A 22908-nucleotide genomic window follows, 5' to 3' on the forward strand; every position below is an offset into this window, starting at 1 on the left:
GATTATATTTTATCATGCTATTACCGCTGGTTTTCTACTTTTTACGATAGACTAAGAAAAGTTAAAACCAAATCGATATTAATTGGGCATTGGAATGATTCAAATCAATCGTTAAAGATTAGTGAAATATTATTTGTACGTTAGCGCATGCTATACATTTGGACCTATAAAGACTTCGAAGATAAAATTATTAACAATACAGGCTTTTGAATGAACGCTAAATTATCGCCAAAGAATGAATCAGATCGGATACGCGTGTTGCATGAATACGAAATTTTAAACACAGCAGCCGAGGAAGAGTTTGACCGCATTACGAAAATTGCATCACTAGTCTGCGGTACACCCATCTCATTGATTTCACTAGTGGATAAGGATATGCAGTGGTTTAAATCGCGGGTTGGCTTGGAGATAGACGAAACAACGCGCGATGTTTCTTTTTGCCAATATACGCTGGAAGAAGATCAGCTGATGGAAGTTGAGGACGCCAAAAAAGACGATCGCTTCAAATCGAATGAACTCGTTACCTTAGAACCAAACATTCGCTATTATGCTGGATTACCATTAATCGATCCCAACGGATATGCCTTAGGGGCCTTATGTGTTATTGATCGTGTTCCAAGGCAGCTCGATCAGCATCAAAAAGAGATCCTAACCCTTCTTCGGGATGAGGTTGTCGCGCTTATTGTCAACAGAAAAGAAAAAGAAAAGTATAAAGAAAGTGAACAAAAACTGAAAGCATTTTTCGATAACTCTCAGGGACTTATGTGTACGCATGATCTGAAGGGCAATTTTATAGCCGTCAATGAAGCTGGAGCCAAGACTTTGGGCTATACACGGGAGGAGATTCAGTTACGATCACTTTTTGATATTGTCCCATCGGAGGGGCACAAGAATTTACAGGACTATCTGGGCGCAATTGTTCAACGCGGAACAATCAAAGGAGAAATGCGAACCTTGACACGCTCGGGTGAGACGCGTATCTGGATGTTTAATAATATTTTGCAGACCAATGGGAACAAAATACCCTATGTGATTGGCAATGCCGTGGATATTACGGAACAGCATTTTCTAGAAAAGGAACTGAAGCATGCCCAAGCAACATTGATGCGGACTGGAAGGGTAGCTAGAATTGGAGGCTGGGAATATACGCCTGCTGATGGGAAGATTGTTTGGTCCGAAATTACGCGAGAAATTCATGAAGTACCCGAAGACTATGAACCAGAGCTAACAACTGCGTTACAGTTCTATAAAGCGGGATCAAGTAGGAATAAAATACGGACTGCCATTGAACATGCACTCGCTACGGGAGAAGCTTGGGATTTGGAGCTTGAGATTGTCACCTTCGCTGGTCATGAAATGTGGATACGTGCATTGGGAAATGCTGATTTTGAAAATGGCCATTGCGTTCGTTTATACGGTACCTTTCAGGATATTGATAAGCGTAAACGCATCGAAGCAGAGTCTTCGAATTCAAAAAAACTGCTTTCAGAAGTATTGGATGCAACCTCCGCTGTAGCTATTATCGCGACCGATACGACTGGTGTAGTCACATTGTTTAATACAGGAGCGGAAAACCTTTTGGGATACCGCAGTGAAGAGGTCATTGGGAAATTGGGGCTTGAACATTTTCATTTGAAAGAGGAGCTCGTGTTGAGAGCTAAGGAACTGGAAGTTGAATTAGGACGTTCGGTAGATAAACTTCGTTTCTTTGTAGATATGGCAGAGCTGCATGGTGCTGAACAGCGAGAGTGGACCTATTGTCGAAAAGATGGATCTAGATTGTATGTTTCCTTAGCCGTTACATTTATTCGGGATATTAACGAAAATGTTATCGGTTATCTTGCGATTGCAACTGATATTAGCCGGATTATTCATCAACGGGAAGAGCTGGAAAAGGCGAAATTAGTAGCTGAACAGGCAAGTGCAGCAAAATCACAATTTTTGGCAAATATGAGCCATGAGCTTCGTACACCTTTGAATGGGATTGTTGGCTTTACCGATTTGTTGCTTGGGACAGCACTTGAAGATACTCAAAGGGAATATCTGAGTATCGTTGATCAATCAGCCAATTTATTGCTTGGAATTGTAAACGACATTCTAGATTTCTCCAAAATTGAGGCTGGCAAACTAGAACTGGACGTTGAACAGACGGATCTTCAGGACTTGGTTATTCAACTGACAAACTTTCTCAATATGCAGATCAAAGCCAAAAATTTAGAGTTTTATCTGAATATCGCGGCCGATGTGCCACATTATATTTGGGTTGATGCCCTCCGTATCAAGCAAGTATTGATGAATTTATTGAGCAACGCCACAAAATTTACCGAGAAGGGAACCGTTGAACTCAGCATTACAGTAGAATCACATGATGCCACCCAGGCTGTTCTGTGCTTTAGCGTCAAAGATACAGGCATAGGTATCAAAGAGGACAATGTGGAACGGATATTTGATGCATTCACACAGGAAGATAACTCGATGACTAAACGTTATGGGGGAACTGGCCTTGGACTAACAATATCGAATAAATTGCTTAAAATGATGGGCAGTGAATTGAAATTGGAGAGTACCTTTGGTGCCGGTAGTCGTTTCTTTTTCACTATTAATGTTCCCGCCGTTTGGGAAATTAATGCGTGGGATGAATTAAAAAAAATAAAGGATGTACTAATTGTTGCAGAGGAAGAGTCGGAGCGAAATGATTTGGATCGGATGTTATCGTTAAAGAAGATTAATACCGTGCATGCAAAAACTGGATTTGAGGTATTACAGATATTAAAAAAGGGACATCATTTTGATGCAATTTTGATCGATCATCAATTGCCTATCATCAGCGGTATTGAAACGATACAGAATATTCGTGAAAAAAATTTCGATAACAATACTGAGCCGACCATTATTCCTATTTTTAGTTCGAATCAGCAGGATATAGAACAGCTATGTCATTCCGTGGCCATAAGTAGATGGTTAGTCAAACCCTTTACGCCGGAGGAGCTGTATACAGCTTTAGTAAAGGTGAACGTTTCTTAGTTTGAAGTAAGCTCTCAAAGTTGCATGAGCCGTATTTACGACCTAAGTTATCCATTTATGCACAGTTAATAGGTTCTCTTGATAGGGCGATGATGAAGTGTCTGATTTCCTTTGAATATGATTTTTTTGATTTCTAGCGTATCAAGAGCATGTTTATTATCGCAAGTTTCGGATTTTACAGCATTATCTTTCTGGATAGCTTTGTGTTGGATAATAAATAAAACACCATGCAAATTTTTAAAGATAAAGTCATCCTGATTACAGGGGCTAATAGGGGGATAGGAAAGTCACTGGTAAGTGCATTGCTCAATAACGGTGCAGGGAAGATATATGCAACCTGCCGGGATTTAAAAAATATGCCAGCATTCAACGATCATCGAATCGTACCGCTGCAACTAGACATTACCGATGTTAAACAAGTAGAAATGAGTGCGCTAGCAGCCCCAGATACTGAGATTCTGATTAACAATGCAGGAACCTTAAATCCAGGGAATATGCTACAAGGAGAAGTATTGGCTATGGAAAATGATCTGAAGGTAAATTATTTTGGAACAATAAACATGATGCGTGCATTTGCTCCAATTCTGATAAAGAATAGGCCATCTATCATGATCAACATTGTTTCGATTGCCGCCTATTCGCCTTTACCTTCTATTGCTGGGTACGCTGCTTCCAAAGCAGCACTTTATTCTGCTACACAATCTGTTCGAATTGAACTGGCTAAAAGGGATGTGACAGTATATGCTGTTAATCCGGGAGCAATTGATACCGATATCAACAAGGGAAGTGATTGGGATATGCCAGACCCAGATCGTATCGCAATAAAGATAGTAGAAAGTGTCGCAGCCGGAAACCTCGATATAGTCCCGGATGAAATGGGACAAGGTATGTATGCCGCATGGCGAGAAGAGCCTGCGAAATTATCAAAAATATTTTCTGATCTCTATCATCAAGAAAATTAGATGTTCACTATTGTTCGGCGCTATCGATGTTTATGAGTAGCGCCGAACAGTATGCTGACGATCAAAGAAGACGCTGTCTCCAAAGTCGATTTTACAATTCGGATCCAAATAAAATTTGAAACTTTATTACATTAAATGGAAAAGGACCAAGATCGCTTCGAAATGCAACGATTGACTATTCTTTTGATTTTAGGTATGGGATACGATATAGTTCATCAAATCTTTTCTTATCATCCCGATAGCTGCTGACGGCTCCAAATTTATGCATCATTTTAATATAGCACCATGCGAGATCTATCTGATAAGGCTTAAAGCCACTCCGCGCACTCTTTGGATATAAATGGTGGTTGTTGTGCCATTCGCCTGCTACAATGCCAGGCCATAACTGGTTTATGGATTTGTCTCTCTCATTGAAATCGATACCTTCACGTTGTTTGTCTTCACCTTTTGCATGCCCTTCATAGTTGAATGTGCGCACACCGACTGCCCAAAAGCCGGCGGCTCCAAAGAGTGTACAGGCAAGTGCGTGACCACCGATTAAATAAAAGGCGGCATACCAAAAAGCCCAGTTTAATATCCAGGATCCTATTGCATGTGAAGGATTGACGTACGACCCCCACTTTTGATATTGCGCATAACTATTAGCTGTTACACCCGTGTGTCGCATAAGCAATTTGACGCGGTTATAGGAATTTTCCGTAAGGTTCTTAGCAATAGGCTGGTGATTTACATCGGCTAAAAAACAGTATAGAAAGCCAGCTTGGGCATTATAGGGATCACCCGGTTTATCGGATTTTGCGTGGTGAACATGATGTGAAATAACATATATTTCTTCGGGAATTACATTGATGGTCAAATTCTGCGTGAAAAAACGCCAGAAACCGTTGCGGAATTTAAATGCGCCGTGTGTCGCAAATCGATGATGCCATATCGTTCCATGGGTCCCCATAACGATCATACTGTACAGGAACGCGGCTAACACAGTCCACCAACTGAAATGGTAAACCAAAAAGAGGATAAAAAAGGGGATGAGGCAAGCTACTTTTAACCAGCTAAAAAAGGGTAACCAATTTCGTTTATCCTTAAAAATATTAAGGCGTTTGAAGAATTCAGTGAAAATTTCTTTTTTGCTTGGCTTTACGAGATTTCCATCGGCGTCTTTCCATCCGTAGGTTGGAACTTGCAGGACATGGTCTAAAAAGGGCATTTGTGGTTGATGTAAATTATAATTTTTGCTAAAGGTATCATATTCCATGGTTAAAAAGTGTTAATGTTAAAAGTTTAACATATCCTTAAGATGTATCAAGCAATTCGAGAAGGATGAAATAGCTTGCTGGAAGATATAATATTAATAAGCAAAGGCATCACGATTAATGCTTATTTTACCATAAAGTGATACGGAATTTAAAGGGAGTTTATAGCTATTCATCCGAATGAGGTCCCTATAAGGTCCGTATGAAGTCCCTATAAGGTCCCTGTTATTATTAAAGTTTTAAGGGCCATATTCTAACACTTTATACTATTGTTCTTTAATGAATTTCATCTCAAACTCATTCTCTTTTCTTACGACTTGTTTTAGGTCAGGCGTAAATTGAAGTTCTATTCCAAGCCCCATTTTGAAGAGATCATTTCCAAGATAATCGAGCGCTACATTTTCTTGACTGGGGGCCTCTAAAATAAGCATACTGTCTTTCTGTACAAAGGTGAGCTAAAATGCGGGGATATCCTTCCGTCGGGATACCTTTTCATATTCTGCCTAAAGATATTTTTGTCTGTGTAGGTAATCTGATCATTTAGGTAAAGCCATATTTCATCTGAGAATCCAAGCTGGAGATTAGCTAATGTAGGTTCTTGTGCTGTAATAATAGTTTTTAGCCATATTATCCGACGCTTTTCGGCACTACCGAAGCGTCTTGTAAGGTTTACCAATCCATACCGCTCGGTTGCTATTTTTTCCGTGAAGGCTTCGTCTTTCGGCAGGTCACGAAAAGTAGTTGGTTCTCGCCCTTCTTCCAAAGTCGTGGGTTGGGTTATCGACCAACTTCGGATATAATTGGCCTCATGTCGGGTCAGGTCCACACCTTCGGCTTGCGGTAGGTTCTCAATTTCATTAGGTTTAATCTCGATATTACTGATGTATGCATCGCCGTCGAAGGCAATGCTTCCAGTATTTTCTCGTCCCTCGAGTTTTGGTACGGTCAATCTCAAGCTGTTATTGACAAAAACCTGCATTTGCACACCTGATATGACGAGTTTAATATGATTCCATTCTTCTGTTTTAGCAGCCGCAGGTGCCTGATATTGGGGATAGATGTCCCACATGTTGACACCGTCTAAGATGGGACAGTACTGAATGCCTTCATTAGCGAATGGATGAGCCATTTTAGGAACTCGGAGATAGACAATCTCCTGTTCTTTTTCATTTTTTCGATGAAAATAAATGGCGCTGGCGAACTCTGTTTTTGAAGGTATCACATCATACTCGATGGTTCCGTCTTTAAAAATTAAGTCTTTAATCACGACTGGACCAGATGCTGGAGCGATTTTCATTGCTTTACGACCTTTAAAGTTTAGAAAATCAACTTTTCCGTGCTGGAAGGACCATTGTTCTGCGTTTAATGGAATGCTCTTGCTTATTGATGCTTTGCTATTTTTTTCTTGAGTATAACTTTGTAATAGAATGACCCATATGAAGGCTAGTGTCAAAAATATCTTTTTCATGTTAATTAAATTTTTGATAAATTTAACGGATAGACCTTATTTCAACTCGCTCAACCTTGCGGCAAGTTTATTCAAGTTTGTTCAAGCAGATTGTTTGTTTTTAAAATGTTGATATATAATAAATTATGGTTAAGTTGAGTGATCCCGAATTGTTTCTGCATCTTAAGAATTCCATTGAAAATCAACTTGAGTGGGGGGAAACAGCTCATTGGAGTACAGCTGATTTTGAAAAACTTTCGGACAAGATACAGGAGAAAACGGGAGTAATACTTAGTGTTTCTACGTTGAAGCGGATTTTTGGTAGGATTGATTACCAGAGCAAACCAGCCCTCACGACATTAAATACATTGGCGCGCTACGTTGATCATGAGGACTGGCGGGCTTTTCGGAATGCTTATGCACAGAAATATATACCGCAGGAGCAGGCATTGCATAAATCCGCTTTTGAACCAAAGGTGAAGAAAAGAAAACAGCATGGTCCTATATTTATTATCGCTATTTCATCTGTTTTCGTCCTTGTCTTGGTCGGACTTTTCGGTAATAGGTTTATTCCAAATAAGAAGCCTATTAATAATAGTGCCTTCCACTTCTCGTCGAAGACAATGCTGACAGAAGGCTTGCCAAATTCGGTCGTTTTTAATTACGATGCTTCTGCTGCAAATGAAAACGATTCGGTATTTATTGCACAAAGTTGGGACACCAGCCGTAAGATACAGGTGGATAGAAAGGGCAAACACCATTCTGCGATTTATTATTATCCAGGTTACTTTAGAGCTAAACTGATTATTGGGAATAAAATTGTTCGAGAACATGATATACAGATTAAAACCAATGGCTGGCTAGGATTAGTAGAAGCAGCCTCGGGAAAGGAGCCTTTGTATTTCAAAAAAACTGAAATCGTGTTACCCCATGAAACTGCCATTACTCAGGAATTGTTGAATAGCTATAACGTCGACCTCCTCCCTGATGCTCCACTGGTAAGACTTTACAATCAAAAGGATATGACAGGAGTTATGACCGACAACTTTAGTTTTGAAACAGACATCAAAACAGGAGCGAGCAATAATGGTAATAATTGCCAGCGTGTGGAAGTACTCTTACAGGCTAAAAACGATATCATCATTGTACCTTTAGTAAATACAGCCTGTATCGGTGACATAGCTCTTACAGCTGGTGGCTTTTATACGGATAGCAAACAAGATGACCTCAGTGGATTTGGCTGCGATCTTTCCAAGTGGACCAAGCTTAAAATAGTTTGTAAAAATCAGCAGGTTAAATTTTGGATCAATGATAAACCTACATACACTACGATGATTAAAAATGCACCAACTGAAATAGTTGGTCTGCAATATCGTTTTAAAGGGGCAGGTTTTGTTAGAAATACCCGTTTAAGTGGGTCGGAGAGGAAGGATATTAGTTTTTGATAGGTAAACCAATTATGCATATGATGATACTAAAAAAGATATTTCCTTTTTTATTTTTCTTACCGCTAGCTTGCTTGGCTCAGCAAGAAAAAGGAAAGCCTTTCGAAATACAATTTGATATCTCGGGACTTTCCAATGGCGCAAAGCTTCAATTGAATAGCTTCCAGGAAGGTGGTCGGTCCTATGACGTCATACTTAAGGATGGAAAATGTGCCATAAAAGGAACTCTAGAGGAGCCTTCTTTATATGTACTAACGGCAAAGCCCAATTTGAGGGCAGTCATCTGGATTGAACCGGCTCGCATGAAGATATTAGGCGATAGTTTACATTTTTCGGATATAGCGGTGCTGAATTCCAGATCACAGGCTGATGCCATCCCAATCAATAGGCAACTGGATCCCATGTGGAAAGGAGCAGCTGAGCTTGACCGAAAAATTGAAATTGAAACCGATTCGGTCCAACTGGTGGAGTTGAAAATAGCATCGGACCATTATTATCGGTCCATCAGACAGTTGAGAGTCCACAATATTTTTGATAAAACACCGTCTTATCCACTTATGCAGGAACTCTATTTCTTAAGGACATCATTGACAAGAGATTCCTTGCAGTTGGCTTTTGATAGGTTCCCTCAGAATATGAAAAAAAGTAGAACAGGACGGTTCTTAAAGGAATTTCTCCAAGCAAAGGAACTTAGAAGAGGGGATCTGGCTCCAGCTTTTATTGTCAAAGACCTTAATAATAATGATGTGAATTTGACTGATTTTCGGGGAAAGATTGTTGTTCTCGATTTTTGGGCTGCTTGGTGTGTGCCTTGTAGAAAAAGTAATAAGAAGCTACCGATGTTGTATGCTAAATATAAAAAACGAGGTCTAGAGATCCTATCTTTTAACCTAGACACAAATAGGGAGATTTGGAAGAAAGCAGCGGTCGAAGACGGCATATCCTGGACCAATGTGGGCGATCAGCAAGCGCTGAATAGCAAAACAGCAATTAACTATCGGGTGCAGGGATTACCAAAGGTTTATATCATTGATCGAAATGGTTTTATCATAGATACCGGAGGATCTGGGCTGGACCTAGAACGTACTATAGAAGAATCTCTCGATCCTTTGCTTTAAGATCCAGTATAAAAAATAGAGTAGGAGCCGAGGGGGAGGTTATGACCTTTCCTAAATGCAGGAAAGGTCTTTCTCCAATGACGTATGTTTTATTCTTCTGATGTGTTCTTTAGTTGCATTAGGAGCGTGTAGGCATTTTTGCTAACGATTTTCTTCCCTTCAAAATCGCGGTAATTCAATACCTTCACTAGTCCTTTTTGAGGCTCCTCAACTGCTATTTCCGCCAGGCGATAATTGCTGTTTCCTTCCGATATGAATACATAATTTTTTCCTTCAAAGTCTACGATACTTTCTTCAGGCAGAGCGTGCCCCAACGTAGCCGTTGTTTGTATTTCAGCATTCATGTATACACCAGGTATCATATTCTGATCATATTTGTCCAAATGACAATGCACATCTGTCATGCCGGAGGGATCGACATCTTTGCCGATCAAATGGATTTTTCCATTGTACTTTTTACTTGGGTTAGCATTGGAGTACGCCAATAGAAGCTGTCCAGGGCGAAGCTGTTCAAGATCCTTTTCATAGACTTTGAGGTTCAGATGGATATCCGTTGGATTGATCAATTCGAAGAGGATATCTGAAGGATTCACATATTTCCCGATGTTGACATTAACCTTGCTCACATAGCCATCTATAGTGCTGTATACGGGAGCACTTTTTCGAATATTTTCAGCAGAAACTGTACTGGGCTGAATATGTATGAGCTCTAGCTGTTTTGCAATGGCATTCATTATAATCTGTTGACTGTTCATTTCGGCCTGAGCTTGCTGCATTACTTTATCGCTACTCGCCTGATTCTGGTTGAGTTCCTTTTGACGTCTGAAGTCAAGCTGGGCAAAATGTAACTTTGATTGGGCCGAGAGATAATCTTGCTGAAGCTGCACAAACTGTGGATTTTCCACAACTGCTATAACATCTCCTTTTGAAACCTTCATACCAGGAAGCAGCTTGGTACTTTTTAAGTATCCTCCTAAAGGAATGCTTACCGACACGAAGTTTTGAGGCGGAACATCTATTTTTCCATTGACTTTTAAGATGTTGGTTATCGGTTCGTCCGCAAGCGTTACTATTTCTAAATGCACATTTCGCAACTGGGCATCTGTTAGGGAAACCAGGTTTTCGTCTTTGGGGCCTGGTGGCGTGGAGGCTGCACTTTCCGTATTTCGATGACAAGAAATACAGAGTACAGCCAACACATAAACCATATAGTGGGATAAAAGATTTTTCGTTTTCATTTTTATCGATTTATCATAATGTAATGAAGCAGAATGGCATTTTCATTGAGCTGCCACAACGCATCCGTATAATTACTTTTCAGTGAGATTGCTTGGTTGACCAAAGTGACAAATTCGAGATAATCTATGGCGCCGTTTGAGAATTTTTTCTGTACGGTTTCAAAGACTATTTCAGCATTCTTGAGTCCTTCGGTTTCATATTGATCGACAATATCAAGACTGGTCTGATAGCGTTGAGAAAGCTCTTGTACTCTTTTTTTAAGCTCAAATTGTGCATTTTGCAATTCGTCGCTGGCGATGGTTTCCGCTAGACGTGCAGTCTCGATCCGAGCTCTCTGTCCTTTGGAAAATAACGGTACGGCAACACCTAACTGTACAGAATGGAATCGCGGACTTGCGTCGTAGGTCCTGTTATCTGGACCGGTACCTTTAAAACTATTTAGATTATAGCCTAATAGCAACTCGGGGAGCAATTTAGATTTTTCAACCCTTGTTGCTTGTTCCGAGACTATTTTTTCTTGTTCCAATACCTTGAGCAAAGGATGATCGGTTATTGATAACTGACGAAATTCGATCTTTTCCATAGAACTTAGGGTGTAGGTCTCTTCCGTATTTAGCAGCCACTGGAATTGCAATTGAAGTCCCTTTATCTCATCACGTACCTGCCTCAATTGGATCGTGATAGCTGCTTTTTGATTCTTCGCGGTTACACTTTCAAGGGCATCACTTTCACCTGCTTTTTGACGTAGAATGGTTTTGTCGAGAAAGCTGCTATACAATGACAGTGCTTTAGTCAAAAGCTGTTCCTTTTGTTGCCAATACAGTATGTTGTAATAGGTAAGACTGACAGCCTTTTTAAGCTCAAACTCTTTGAGAGAGACTTGTAGTTGACTTCTTTTCCATTCTTCGGTATAGCGGGCCCGTTGCCTTTTGTAGACCGCAGGAAAACCAAAACGTTGACTGATACTGACCTTTGTATCCTGATAGGCGCTATTGATCTGGCCATAATCCAAACTGATATCCATCTGCGGAATATCGGCAGTGGATGACCCTATTAGCGCTTTGGCATAGGCAGCTCTTAGTTTTTCAATTTTTATGTTACGGTTGTTTTGGAGAGCGAGTTCAATAGATTGATCCAAAGTAACCACAGTCTGTGCTGTTGAATTGTTTGTTGTTAAAAAAATAAATGCAATCAAAAGAGGTGCAACATGTCGTCCTTTTAATTTATTGAGTTTAAATCCCCGTTCTATAGTTACATAAAGCAAAGGGAGAACGAATAATGTTAATAACGTTGCTATAAGCAGGCCACCAATGACAACAGTTGCCAATGGGCGTTGTACCTCAGCTCCAGCGCCATTGCTCAGTGCCATGGGGATAAAGCCCAGTGAGGCAACCGATGCGGTCATCAAAACGGGGCGCAAACGATTTTCTCCGCCATCGACAACAATGCGTACAATATTGCGGATGCCACTTTTTTGAAGCCTGTTAAATTCGGAGATCAATACGATACCATTGAGGACAGCCACGCCAAATAAGGCTATAAATCCAACCCCGGCACTGATACTAAAAGGCATTCCCCTTAGTGCCAACAGGAAAACCCCACCTATAATCGATAATGGGATAGCACTATAGATCAATAAACTTTCTTTAACAGATTTAAACGCAAGGAATAGAAGTATAAAGATTAAGGCTAAAGCAATAGGGACAGCAATCAGGAGGCGTTGTTTGGCATTATTGAGATTTTCAAAAGAACCGCCATATTTGATGGAGTATCCTGTTGGAAGTTTGATTTCCTTATCAATTTTAGCTTGTAGTTCATGGACGATACTTTGTACGTCGCGGTCTTTGATATTAAATCCGACGACAATCCGGCGTTGTGCGTTTTCACGTTGGATCTGATTTGGCCCTTGCTCAATGGCCACACGTGCCAATTGGGAAAGTGGAATTTGGTTGCCCGTAGGCGTGGGGATTAAAAGGTTACGGATATCGGTAATATTCTTTCGGTCCTTGGCGGCTAGGCGGACGACCATGTCAAAGCGTTTCTCTCCTTCGAATACCAGACCTGTACTCTGTCCAGCAAAAGCAGCATTTATGGTTCTATTTACGTCAGCAATGGAGAGTCGATGCTGGGCGATCATTGGAAGGTTATAGGTTATGACGACTTGTGGAAGTCCGCCAATAGGTTCGACGTAAAGATTTTGGGCTCCTTGGACCGTTTCAATGATTTTACCTATTTGCTGAGCATGTAAGGCCAGAGAATCGAGGTTGTCTCCAAATATTTTGAGGACAACATCTTGCCGCGCCCCCGTCATCAGTTCGTTGAACCGCATTTGGACGGGGTACTGAAAGCCGGCCGTAATACCGGGTACATCCGTCAAGGCCATACTCATTTTTGAAGCAAGTTCTGGAAATGTATGGGCCGAAGTCCATTCTTTTTTGTCTTTTAGGATAACCATCATGTCTGATGCTTCCATTGGCATAGGATCGGTTGGCACCTCGCCGCTGCCAATTTTGGTGACTACTTTTTCGACCTCAGGAAATCTGCTTTTCAGAATATGGGCAGCCTTTTGAGTGCTTTCAATAGTCGTAGTCAGGTTACTGCCTGGAAGAACCCGCGTGTCGACCGCAAAATCTCCCTCCTCTAGTGAAGGAATAAATTCCCCGCCGAGGTGACTTAGTGTAACTACGGCAAGTATAAAAAGCGAGATAACCAATGCAAGAATAGTCTTTGGAAGTCGGAGTACTTTGAGTAATACATGGACATAAAATTTTTCAAGTCTTTTCATCAGCCGATCCGAAAGCGAAGGTTTGCTATTTCTCGCACGGAGTAATATTGAACTCATCATCGGTATATAGGTGAGCGATAACAGGAACGCGCCTAATAAAGCAAACGCGACTGTTTCGGCCATGGGTTTGAACATTTTGCCTTCGATTCCTTCCAATGTTAAGATGGGGAGGTAAACGATCAGGATAATGATCTGTCCAAAAACAGCACTGTTCATCATACGACCGGCAGATGCTGTCACCATATCATCCATTTCAGAAGCGGGCACCTTGAGCAATTCTTTGAATCGTTGCTGCTGCATAAGCTGATGCATCACAGACTCGACAATAATGACAGCCCCATCAATGATTAATCCGAAATCGAGTGCACCGAGACTCATCAGGTTACCACTCACTCCAAAGAGGTTCATCATGCAGATTGCAAATAGCATGGCTAAGGGAATGACGGAGGCTACGAGCAATCCAGCCCGTATATTGCCTAGGAAGAGTACTAGTACAAAGACGACAATTAATGCTCCTTCCAAGAGATTTGTCTGTACCGTACTGATGGCATTATTGACCATTTTGGTACGATCAAGAAAAGGTTCAATAAGGACACCTTTAGGCAATGTTTTTCGGATTTCCTCTACCTTGGCCTTTACATCTGCAATGACTTGGCTGCTATTGGCGCCTTTTAACATCATCACGACGGCTCCAGCAACTTCACCATTGTCGTTGTAGGTCATCGCGCCATAGCGGGTTGCATAGCCAGGTTGTACTTGAGCAATGTCCCGAATGAAAATCGGCAGGTCGTTTTGCTTACCCGCAATCGCAATATTTTGGATGTCGTCAATGTTGCCGACCAGTCCTTCGCTTCGGATATAAAGGACTGTTGGTCCTTTCTCAATGTATGCGCCGCCGGTGTTTTGGTTATTGGCATTTAGTGCGTCAAAGACATCGTTGATTGTAATCCCATAGGCATTGAGTCTGTCAGGGCTGACAGCGATCTCATATTGTTTCAGCTTTCCTCCGAAACTACTGACTTCAGCTACGCCTTTGACGCCTAGCAGCTGCCTTCTGACAATCCAATCTTGGATAGTACGCAGTTCGGTTACATTATACTTGTGCTCGTATCCCGACTGGGGTCGAACGACATATTGATAAATTTCTCCAAGACCTGTAGAAATAGGGCCCAGCTGGGGAGAACCTATGCCTGGAGGAATTTCTTGCTGTAACTGTTGCAGACGTTCAGCGACTTGTTGCCGGGCCCAATAGACATCAATGTTGTCATCGAAGACAATGGTTACAAGGGATAGCCCAAATCGCGAAAAACTCCGGATTTCCTGTAATCCAGAAATATTACTGTTGGCCTGTTCGATTGGAAAGGTGATTAATCGTTCAATATCCGTTGCACCAAAAGAAGGGGCAATAGTGATGACCTGCACCTGATTGTTGGTAATATCAGGTACAGCATCAATAGGAAGTTTGGTCACCTGATATGTGCCTATCCCGATTAATGCCAACATCAGTAGTGCTACAATGAGTTTGTTCTTTACAGAGAACTCAATGATTTTCGTAAGCATAATAAATAGATTCTGTTAAATCGTAAAATAATAGCGGAAGACTTCAGCCAAGCATAGAATCGCAGCGATAAAAAAGGATGCAATTGTGACATGACAAAACTTAAACTTTTACTGACGTGAAAGTTATGGTCGGGTGGAAGTCTTCAACCGAAATAATAAGAAGTATGATGTATTAACAGAATTTGGGCGGCTGCCAAATGGAAGTTATGAATGTATCCTCTATAAACTGATCATTCCAAACAGCGGTATTGTTATTTTTTTCGGGTAAGGATCTATTTTTAATTTTGATAGCAGCAATTTGGGGGCACACAAAAACAGCGTTGTATGAGGTTGTATGCATCATAAAAGGAAGTTTTTGATCTTTCTCATAGTCATCGTCATGTGGGTGATTCTCTAGGTGGTACCCACTGTAGTGTACGTTCAGAAAATCGACGACAGAGAGGCTTGGATTTTTTACTTTGTGCTCAAAATAATGCTCAATCAACAACGGAAATCTCAATAATTGTGAAATTTCGGTTGCCGACGCGATGTAAATCGTCAAGAAGCATATAGCCAGCAGCTTTTTCATCCTAAACAAAGCTATAAAAAATATCATTAAAATATTAATCAAACTTTTCAACGTTCTGCAGCGTTTTATTGAAAAACAAACAAAATGATTGCTGAACCTTAAAAAATTGACTAACCTGTGAACGATATGTGCTAAAGCATAGTCACAGCCATAACAGGTTGCTTAAGGCTAGGTATAAATTTTACAATTCTTTTAACGTATTTGTTGATCAAAATTTATTTCGAATGACTAAAAATACCCCCCAAAAGGTAAATGACCATCTTGCTAATGAACGAACTTTCCTTGCTTGGATCCGGACGAGCCTAGGGATTATGGGATTCGGTTTTGTAGTTGTTAAATTTTCATTATTTATTCGTCAGATTGAGCTCATTTTAAAAAAAGATGTAGTTGCAGGCTCACAGCATGAACATTCTGGCGCTGTTGGCGTTTCCATTGTAGTCATAGGTGCATTGACAGTTATTGTCGCTTTCTTTAAATATCGTAAAACGAACAAACAAATTGAAGCGGAAAACTTTACTCAAACTTCAAATAGCATCACGATTGTGGCTGTGTTAATTTTTGTCATAGGTATTATTCTGAGCTGGTATCTTATCGATGGTCTTTAAGGAGAAAGCGTTAGATCTAGTTCGCGCTGGAATGATTATTCACGCTAACTAGATCTAAATTGACCGTGCATTCGCTATTTACGATACGGGCAAAATATATTATTGCGATGTACACTGCGCGACCGTTATTTGCTTTATTGCGCTACGTTTTTCTAGAAACGGTCGTAGGGCGATCATCAAAAAAGCAAGAAAACCAAAGCCCATCGTAAGCCATGGCGAAAATTCTACACCTTTCGAAACGATAATCCAGCCACCTACGGTAGTTCCCAAGGTTACCCCAAGATTGCCAAATGAAGTCGCTAGACTATTGGCAAATTCTAGCGCCTCGGGTGCAGAGGAAATCATATAGGTAGATGCGTTTAAGAAGCTAGGAGAATAAAGAAATCCCCACAAGGCAATCGTACAGACCGTGGCGAATAGATTGCCATCGGAAAAATACAGTAGTAAGGGGATAATAAGTGTACCCGATAAGAAAAAGGCCGTGGTAAACGTAATATTTCGGTTGAGCATTTTCCCTGCAACCCAGTTAGCAATGACTCCGATAATACCAAATACAAATAACATATAACTAACCATGGTACTGTCCATATTCTTTGCTTTGTTTAAATACTCGGCTAAGTAACTATAGGTAGAAAACCAAGCTGATACCATAAAGAAATTCATGGCGGTGCTGACCAAAAAGATGGGCTTGGTTAATATTTTCATTTGACTTCCATAGGTTTTTTTTTCTTTCACGGGCAACGGAGGAATGGTAAGATAGATCGCTAATAGCGCGATTATACTGACAACTGCCTGTATTGTGAAAGAATATGTCCAAGAAGAAAGACTGGCAATGTAGGTGGCGAAGGGGACGGTTGTTACCATGGCTATCGCAACACCACTGAAAACAATACTCATAAGTTCATTTTCATTTTGTTTCCCCCCTTTTAAAATGGCGACAGACAATGCTGTTGCAATATAGACAGGTTGGAGAAAGGCCGGAAGAATTCTTACAATAAGCAGTAACCAAAAAGGAGGGGATAATGAAGAGACAATCGCTGTGACTAAGAAAATAGCGATGGCAGTTAACATGACTTTCTTGCGGTCGAATCCCGAAGCCAGTAATGTCATAAATGGCCCAGTTATCGCAATGATCAAAGCAAAAGCACTCAATAAATAACCTGCTTTATCGATACTGATATGATAATGATCGGCTAGTTGCGGTAAGATGCCAATAATGCCAAACTCTGTTGTGATTACTGCGAGAAAACCCAAAGCGCCTATATATGCGTATTTTTTCATAAATAAAAACTGTTGTGTATGATTAATTATACGAGCAAATGTAAAGGCAAATACTTGCTTCTGGGTGTCAAGCAGCTATTTGTGTGTTACTAACAAATTTGTAAGTAATGGAAAAAGAAATTGTTATATTGGTCGGATTGTGGCGAACCCAAGGAAGGAAGAGAATGTTGTTTGATGTATAGCGCTTAACGTCTGACTAATTGCTTCCATGATGGATTTTATACCTTTTTTCCTGTAAGGCTACTAAACTTATTGCCAAGTTTGTCCTTATAAAAATCGCCTTCCTTCTTAAAGCTTCTTGCATCTACTTCTTCAAGCAACTGGTTTTTATAAAACACATTTTTTGTGTCTTTTCCAAAATCATTGCCCAAGGGTATAAATGTTTTTACATCGGCACCTGGGATTATTTCCTGATTATAGAACACGTGACTTTTGTCTTTTGAATAGGAGTTGCTTCCGTAAGAGTCAATTTCTTCATCAATAGGATATAATTTAAAAGAGGGGGCATCAACATGCGCATATTTAAAATCTTTTCCTCTGAATAGGATAGTTTTATTGTCGATATTGATATGGTCCTGATCAAGCACACGAATTTTGTGAATGGTGTTAAATGGCCTCTTTACAACAGCTAACCCCTGTTGAAATGGCGGATAATAAATCGTGTCATAAATTTTTATGTAATATTTGTTAATCGCTTCAACGTTTCCAGTATTGGCTAAAATTGCCTTAAAAGTACCGATATTAGGTGAAATATATACGGAGTCTTTATCCTTTAGAAAGTAATCGTTGATGAACGAAAAGGTGTTCCTGTCGACTTTTATGGGATCATTCGAATAGAAGTAATGATCCTTGTCGCGTGCCCAGTTTATATGACCCGCAACCGGCTCATATGTCTTCGGATCTGCGCCTTCGATAATATGGAAGCCCAGGACCTGATCGATATAATAAACGTGAAAACGATCTTTTGGAATCTGCTGGTCAACATAAAAGGAACTTTTGTCTACAAGTTTTTGGGGCATCCCACGAAAATAGACCGCATTTTTATCTTTGGCGATATCTTCTGACAGGACTTCAAACGATTTGGCGTCAGCCTGCATTTGTGAAATACCCAAGCTAAACCAATTTCCATTCTGACAATAAGCGATCTGCCCTTTCGAATCAATAAAATAGGAACCCGATTTTTGTTTATTGACGGGTTGGCCAATATTTCGACAAGAGATAAGAAAACAAGAAAAAATACAAGCTACAAAAAAAGCACGTTTTTTAATTTTTGTAATGCAGACAAGTGCTAACATATTCTTTTTTTAATTAGTTATTACCAATTATTTATGAGGGTAATTGCATAAAACTTGCCCCAATAACCTTTAATGAGTTGTCAATGCGTTTCCAGGTTCTAAAATACCGGAATTTTCCTTCGAGTGATGCCCCCATAACCTGACCTTTGGCCGTCATCGTAACGACTGAAAGTGCGGTATCTCCCACGAGCTTGATCGCATTGATTTCTGTTGCGGCTTGTTCAATAACCATTGCCTTTGACCTATGCGCATTTAGATCCATTTCTTTTGTTAGCATTTGGCCGTCTGGCGCAATTGCTACCAGACTATCGTACAGAAGGAGGTCAAGAGCATCTACATCACTTGCTAGCTGAGCCGCAAAAAGCTGGTTCTCAGCTTCGATAATATCTTCTTTTGTTATTTTGTCCATAGTTAAATCTGATGTTACCATCTTTGTTTTAAGTGTTTATTATTTTAAAAATACTAAATCATTGTTGAGCTTTCGCCATTAGACAATTTCTTTTTTGCGCGCTATGCACCACGAGAACAGTAACTGTTTAAGTTCCTTATGACAATTTGAGATTATTAATTACACCTTCTTTTAGCTCCTTATTTATTTGGTGTAGGCAGCTCCTTAATCCATATATTCTTAAAATCTACGGGTTGACCTTCACTCTGTAAAGCGATAAATCCACTGCTGAGCAACTTACCATCGATCTTCATTTTGGGGTCATACCCATTGGCCGTTCCACCTCCAATCTGAGGTTTTGAATATTCTAGTACGGTATCTCCGTTAATGATGTGTTTGATTAACGAATCTCCCAATACAATCAATTCCCCTTTAACCCATTGATCACCATCATAGGTCTTCGAAGTAGAATTTAAACAATGTGAGGAAGCTATTTTGCCCTGATAGACCACATTGGTTCCAGGGGAACACATATTTCCTGTAGGACGGGGTTGACCATCGCTCAATCCTCCTAAAAGTTGCATTTCGACAGAAATAGGCCAGTCCTGTTCTTTCAACATTGTTCTGGGGTCCTGCGAATGAAACATCACGCCGCTGTTACGAAGCGTATAGGAGGGGGCACCTTTATGGAGCGCGCCTACAAATCGATATTCAAACTTTAAATGATAATAAGAAAAGGGTGTTTTATAATATAAATGGCCAAATTGATCATTAAAATCATCATACTGATCATATCTGACCTTAATTATTCCATCTTCGACTCTAAACGTATTTCCGTAGTTCACACCGACATCATGATGATGAATTTTAACAAACCAATCATTGATGTCTTTTCCGTCAAATAATGATTTCCAGCCAGTATTATCTCCCTGGCTTTTCATTCCTGCGCATCCTGCAAAAATAAGGCCGGTAGCTAATATGGAGTAAAGGATTCTTCGCATAACATTGATGTTTGGTTTAAAATTGGATAGCAAGATACGATATATTACACTAAACTATACATTGCTTCAGCGGGTACCTCCGAACTTTACACTTTATTTGATTTGGAATAATCTGTTATTCCAAGTTTGTTTCCGGATGGATCGTTAAATTCAACTGCTAAACCTGTCATGATCTCAAATGGCTCGCTTAAAAATACGATCCCTTTTTCCTTAAGCCGTTCATATGTTGTCCTGACATCGGCAACGGTAAACCAAATCGTCGGTTTGGTATGTTGTAATGTACTAAGAATGATTGCAGGTTCATTGTCACCTATCTTGAAAGCCGTCATTCCCTTATCCGAAAAATCGAATTTAGTTTCTAGGCCAAGTAGATTTCCATAAAATTCCTTTGCCTTCTCGAGATTTTCTACGGGTAGAAAGAAATTGTCGTAATCCAATATTAAACTCATTTTGTTCAGGATTTAATTTGCGATAGGTCAATACCAAATGCCGTCAATTGAGATGCTCCAAATTCAGTAATATAGAAATTTTTATCACTAGGATCTACTTTTGCTAACCAGCCTTTTATAATCAGAGCCTCTAGTAAAAGTTGGCCGAGTTTTCCGCCGATATGTTCGTAACATAATTTTGCAGGCTTCATTTTATTGTTATTTTTCATTTTCGTCTCTTATATCAAGTTAATCGTTGATTTATAATTTCTTACCTGTAAAAGTATAAAACTTCAAGTGGAAGCTAAATGACCAAAATCATTGATTCAAGTGGCTATTTGACACAATTCAGCGAGCCAATCTTTGTGAGTAGGAAAACAAAATGTATGCAAATTTGGTATCTAGAGTAGGGATTTTATAATTTATGAGAAAAGAACAGGATAAAGAGCAGCAGGTAAAAAGTTTGTTTGGACGATTTAAAGGTGAATTAAGGGATCCTGCTTATGTAAACGTTGATTTTTTGGTTTTACTCGTGGACATCATCCGGCCAAAGCATGTTCATGTACTTTATCAGGTTGATATTCAATTTTTATTGGGCTTTCTTACAGCAGCACCCGAAGAACTCCAATGTTTTCAACTTTATCTCAAAAGAGTCTTGGCTGAAAAAGATTTTGATCAATTGATTTCTGATACCGGTATAATTAGTTACGCAGATTTTTTTTATGAACTAAAAAAAAGAATCACCGAGCGGTATTTGCCTTTTCAACCACCTAAGTCTACTTTACAATATCTGTTAAATCAGGTTTTTTACAAACCTGGGGATGCGGACTGGGTTGCCGCGATTCCGCAACATCAGTTCGATGAGCTGTTTCGTGTATGTCAATTTGAAACGATTTACGATGACAAAACGGGTTTTGGAATGACCGAAATATTGTATGGGTTGGAACTGTTGGTTCAACGTATTACCGGGCGTGCAATGGAAACAGACGTAAACAAGATGGTACCCGAGTTTCAAAATTTTGATAGCCCATTTATTGCTATTATGCGGGAGTTTACCGAATTGAATGATCGTATTTTACAATCAGAATATAAGTTTATTTCCTCGGATGATCTTTCTTATAAACAAATCTTGGTACTTCATAAGCAATGCGAATCGTATATTGAAACGGCTTTCGATAATTCACATCGTTTTGGAATTTCCATCAAAGTGAATCAATCGCTCTTACGTATGCGGCAACAACTGGAAAGGATCCGAGAAATCTTGTCGTTTTTAGTCATCGATCATGCAGATGAAAAGAGGCAAAAGACGATTGCGCTGGGCACTACACTTATTGGTTATAATTCCCGGAAAAGCAATATTCGCAAATTGGTTGGACAGAGTACACAGCTCTTGGCCTACGAAATTACGCATCATACTGCGCAGACCGGTGAGCATTATATTACCTCAAGTAAACAGGAATATTGGAAAATGTTCCGTTCAGCCTGTGGAGGAGGCCTCATTGTCGGCGTTATGTGCATCGTTAAATTATTGTTAGGTAAGATACACAGCAGTGAATTTGGTCATGCATTTCTTTACAGCATGAATTATGCGATTGGCTTTACGTTTATTTATCTTCTTGGTGCAACTTTGGCAACCAAACAGCCTGCGATGACAGCTTCTGCATTGGTGAACGCTATTGAGCAAGGGATTTCCGAACAGGGGGACAGCAAACATCGTTATTGGAAATTTGCTGAATTGTTTGCCCGATTATTTCGGTCTCAGTTTATTGCCTTTATTGGTAATGTTGTGATGGCTTTTCCGATGAGCCTTTTTCTTGTCTGGGTAATTCAACAATTGTTTCAGGTCAATATTGCGAGCGCCAAGTGGTTACATCTGGTCAATGATCTTAATCCAATAAAAACACCGCTGATCTTGCATGCGTCTATCGCCGGTATTTTTCTATTTCTTTCCGGGATTATTGCCGGCAGTATTTCAAACCGAGACAAACACAACTCTGTGTACTACCGCATTCAAGAACATCCCCTATTGAAAAAAATATTCGGCCAGGCAAAAACAAACAAACTAGCTTCGTTTTATGAAAAAAAATGGGCTGGTATCGTATCCAATATTTGGTTTGGGATCTTTATGGGAACGACAGCTTCCGTTGGACTTTTTTTAGGTTTAAATCTAGATATAAGGCACATTACATTCGCCAGTGGGAATCTGGCATTGGGACTATTTGGTCATGGGATGGAGCTATCTACTGATATATGGATTTGGGGCATTTTAGGGATTGGTATCATAGGATTCTTTAATTTTATGGTCAGCTTTTCCCTTTCCTTACTGTTAGCGTTTCGCTCGAGGAACCTTCCATCAAAAGAATTGATTAAAATGGGAAAGGCGGTTTGGATCTATTTCAAAATAAATCCAAAACTATTTTTCTTTCCACCACAAAAAAATTAAAAATGGGAAGCTTCTTCCAGTGTTAGCTGAGCAATCTTGCTATTTTAAGGTCGGCGCAACACCTAT

18 protein-coding genes are annotated in these 22908 nt (G+C 40.0%); 6 read left to right on the top strand and 12 right to left on the bottom strand.

What is annotated here, in order from left to right; genetic code table 11:
* The first annotated feature begins 210 nt into the window (after positions 1–210).
* Positions 211–3024 carry a PAS domain S-box protein gene (locus B2O97_RS05200; RefSeq protein WP_286767059.1) on the top strand — a complete coding sequence of 938 codons (2814 nt, stop codon included), beginning with the start codon at positions 211–213 and terminating at the stop codon, positions 3022–3024.
* Positions 3025–3251: 227 nt separating this feature from the next.
* On the top strand, positions 3252–3986 hold the full coding sequence (locus tag B2O97_RS05205; RefSeq protein ID WP_112375874.1) for an SDR family NAD(P)-dependent oxidoreductase: 735 nt from the start codon (positions 3252–3254) through the stop codon (positions 3984–3986).
* A 175-nt stretch (positions 3987–4161) separates the two neighbouring features.
* Here the strand turns inward: B2O97_RS05205 and B2O97_RS05210 are convergent, their stop codons facing one another.
* From B2O97_RS05210 to B2O97_RS05220, 3 genes are all read right to left on the bottom strand, one after another.
* Positions 4162–5241, bottom strand: coding sequence for a fatty acid desaturase (locus B2O97_RS05210; RefSeq protein ID WP_239468819.1), 1080 nt, complete (start codon positions 5239–5241; stop codon positions 4162–4164).
* Positions 5242–5505: 264 nt separating this feature from the next.
* Positions 5506–5670, bottom strand: coding sequence for a hypothetical protein (locus tag B2O97_RS05215; protein WP_286767060.1), 165 nt, complete (start codon positions 5668–5670; stop codon positions 5506–5508).
* The gene (locus B2O97_RS05220) at positions 5658–6707 is read right to left on the bottom strand and encodes a hypothetical protein (protein WP_286767061.1); all 1050 of its coding nucleotides are present in this window, start codon (positions 6705–6707) and stop codon (positions 5658–5660) included. Before B2O97_RS05220 ends, B2O97_RS05215 begins: the two co-directional genes overlap by 13 nt.
* A gap of 125 nt (positions 6708–6832) precedes the next feature.
* Here B2O97_RS05220 and B2O97_RS05225 point away from each other — a divergent pair, with 125 nt between their 5' ends.
* Together B2O97_RS05225 and B2O97_RS05230 are read left to right on the top strand one after the other, a co-directional pair.
* Entirely contained in the window at positions 6833–8131 is a 1299-nt protein-coding gene (locus B2O97_RS05225; RefSeq protein WP_070566861.1) for a hypothetical protein, read from the top strand.
* A gap of 20 nt (positions 8132–8151) precedes the next feature.
* Positions 8152–9249 (top strand): TlpA disulfide reductase family protein, encoded by a 1098-nt coding sequence (locus B2O97_RS05230; protein WP_286767062.1) that lies wholly within the window; start codon positions 8152–8154, stop codon positions 9247–9249.
* Between the two features lie 89 nt (positions 9250–9338).
* Here the strand turns inward: B2O97_RS05230 and B2O97_RS05235 are convergent, their stop codons facing one another.
* The 3 genes from B2O97_RS05235 to B2O97_RS05245 all read right to left on the bottom strand — a co-directional run bounded on the left by B2O97_RS05235 (position 9339) and on the right by B2O97_RS05245 (position 15401).
* Positions 9339–10487, bottom strand: coding sequence for an efflux RND transporter periplasmic adaptor subunit (locus B2O97_RS05235; RefSeq protein ID WP_070566857.1), 1149 nt, complete (start codon positions 10485–10487; stop codon positions 9339–9341).
* Positions 10488–10489: 2 nt separating this feature from the next.
* Complete coding sequence (locus B2O97_RS05240; RefSeq protein WP_286767063.1) at positions 10490–14833, bottom strand: CusA/CzcA family heavy metal efflux RND transporter; 4344 nt, start codon at positions 14831–14833, stop codon at positions 10490–10492.
* A 172-nt stretch (positions 14834–15005) separates the two neighbouring features.
* Positions 15006–15401 (bottom strand): hypothetical protein, encoded by a 396-nt coding sequence (locus tag B2O97_RS05245; RefSeq protein ID WP_046675112.1) that lies wholly within the window; start codon positions 15399–15401, stop codon positions 15006–15008.
* Positions 15402–15625: 224 nt separating this feature from the next.
* Between B2O97_RS05245 and B2O97_RS05250 the strand changes: the two genes are divergently transcribed.
* On the top strand, positions 15626–16006 hold the full coding sequence (locus tag B2O97_RS05250) for a YidH family protein (RefSeq protein WP_046675113.1): 381 nt from the start codon (positions 15626–15628) through the stop codon (positions 16004–16006).
* 99 nt (positions 16007–16105) lie between these two features.
* On the opposite strand, the gene B2O97_RS05255 is transcribed toward B2O97_RS05250, so the two are convergent.
* From B2O97_RS05255 to B2O97_RS05280, 6 genes are all read right to left on the bottom strand, one after another.
* On the bottom strand, positions 16106–17287 hold the full coding sequence (locus B2O97_RS05255; RefSeq protein ID WP_286767064.1) for an MFS transporter: 1182 nt from the start codon (positions 17285–17287) through the stop codon (positions 16106–16108).
* A 218-nt stretch (positions 17288–17505) separates the two neighbouring features.
* Positions 17506–18582 (bottom strand): DKNYY domain-containing protein, encoded by a 1077-nt coding sequence (locus B2O97_RS05260; RefSeq protein ID WP_286767065.1) that lies wholly within the window; start codon positions 18580–18582, stop codon positions 17506–17508.
* Between the two features lie 31 nt (positions 18583–18613).
* Positions 18614–18991, bottom strand: a complete 378-nt coding sequence (locus tag B2O97_RS05265) for a nuclear transport factor 2 family protein (protein ID WP_286767066.1) — start codon at positions 18989–18991, stop codon at positions 18614–18616.
* 179 nt (positions 18992–19170) lie between these two features.
* Positions 19171–19971, bottom strand: a complete 801-nt coding sequence (locus B2O97_RS05270) for a 3-keto-disaccharide hydrolase (RefSeq protein WP_070566848.1) — start codon at positions 19969–19971, stop codon at positions 19171–19173.
* Between the two features lie 86 nt (positions 19972–20057).
* A complete protein-coding gene (locus tag B2O97_RS05275; RefSeq protein WP_175442012.1) occupies positions 20058–20420 on the bottom strand; it encodes a VOC family protein in 363 nt (120 codons plus the stop codon).
* Between the two features lie 5 nt (positions 20421–20425).
* Positions 20426–20629 (bottom strand): ArsR family transcriptional regulator, encoded by a 204-nt coding sequence (locus B2O97_RS05280; protein WP_070566847.1) that lies wholly within the window; start codon positions 20627–20629, stop codon positions 20426–20428.
* A gap of 194 nt (positions 20630–20823) precedes the next feature.
* Here B2O97_RS05280 and B2O97_RS05285 point away from each other — a divergent pair, with 194 nt between their 5' ends.
* On the top strand, positions 20824–22842 hold the full coding sequence (locus B2O97_RS05285; RefSeq protein WP_070566846.1) for a recombinase: 2019 nt from the start codon (positions 20824–20826) through the stop codon (positions 22840–22842).
* The last annotated feature ends 66 nt before the right edge of the window (positions 22843–22908 follow it).

This window comes from Sphingobacterium sp. UBA865 (assembly GCF_002295765.1).
GTDB classification, from domain to species: Bacteria; Bacteroidota; Bacteroidia; order Sphingobacteriales; family Sphingobacteriaceae; genus Sphingobacterium; species Sphingobacterium multivorum.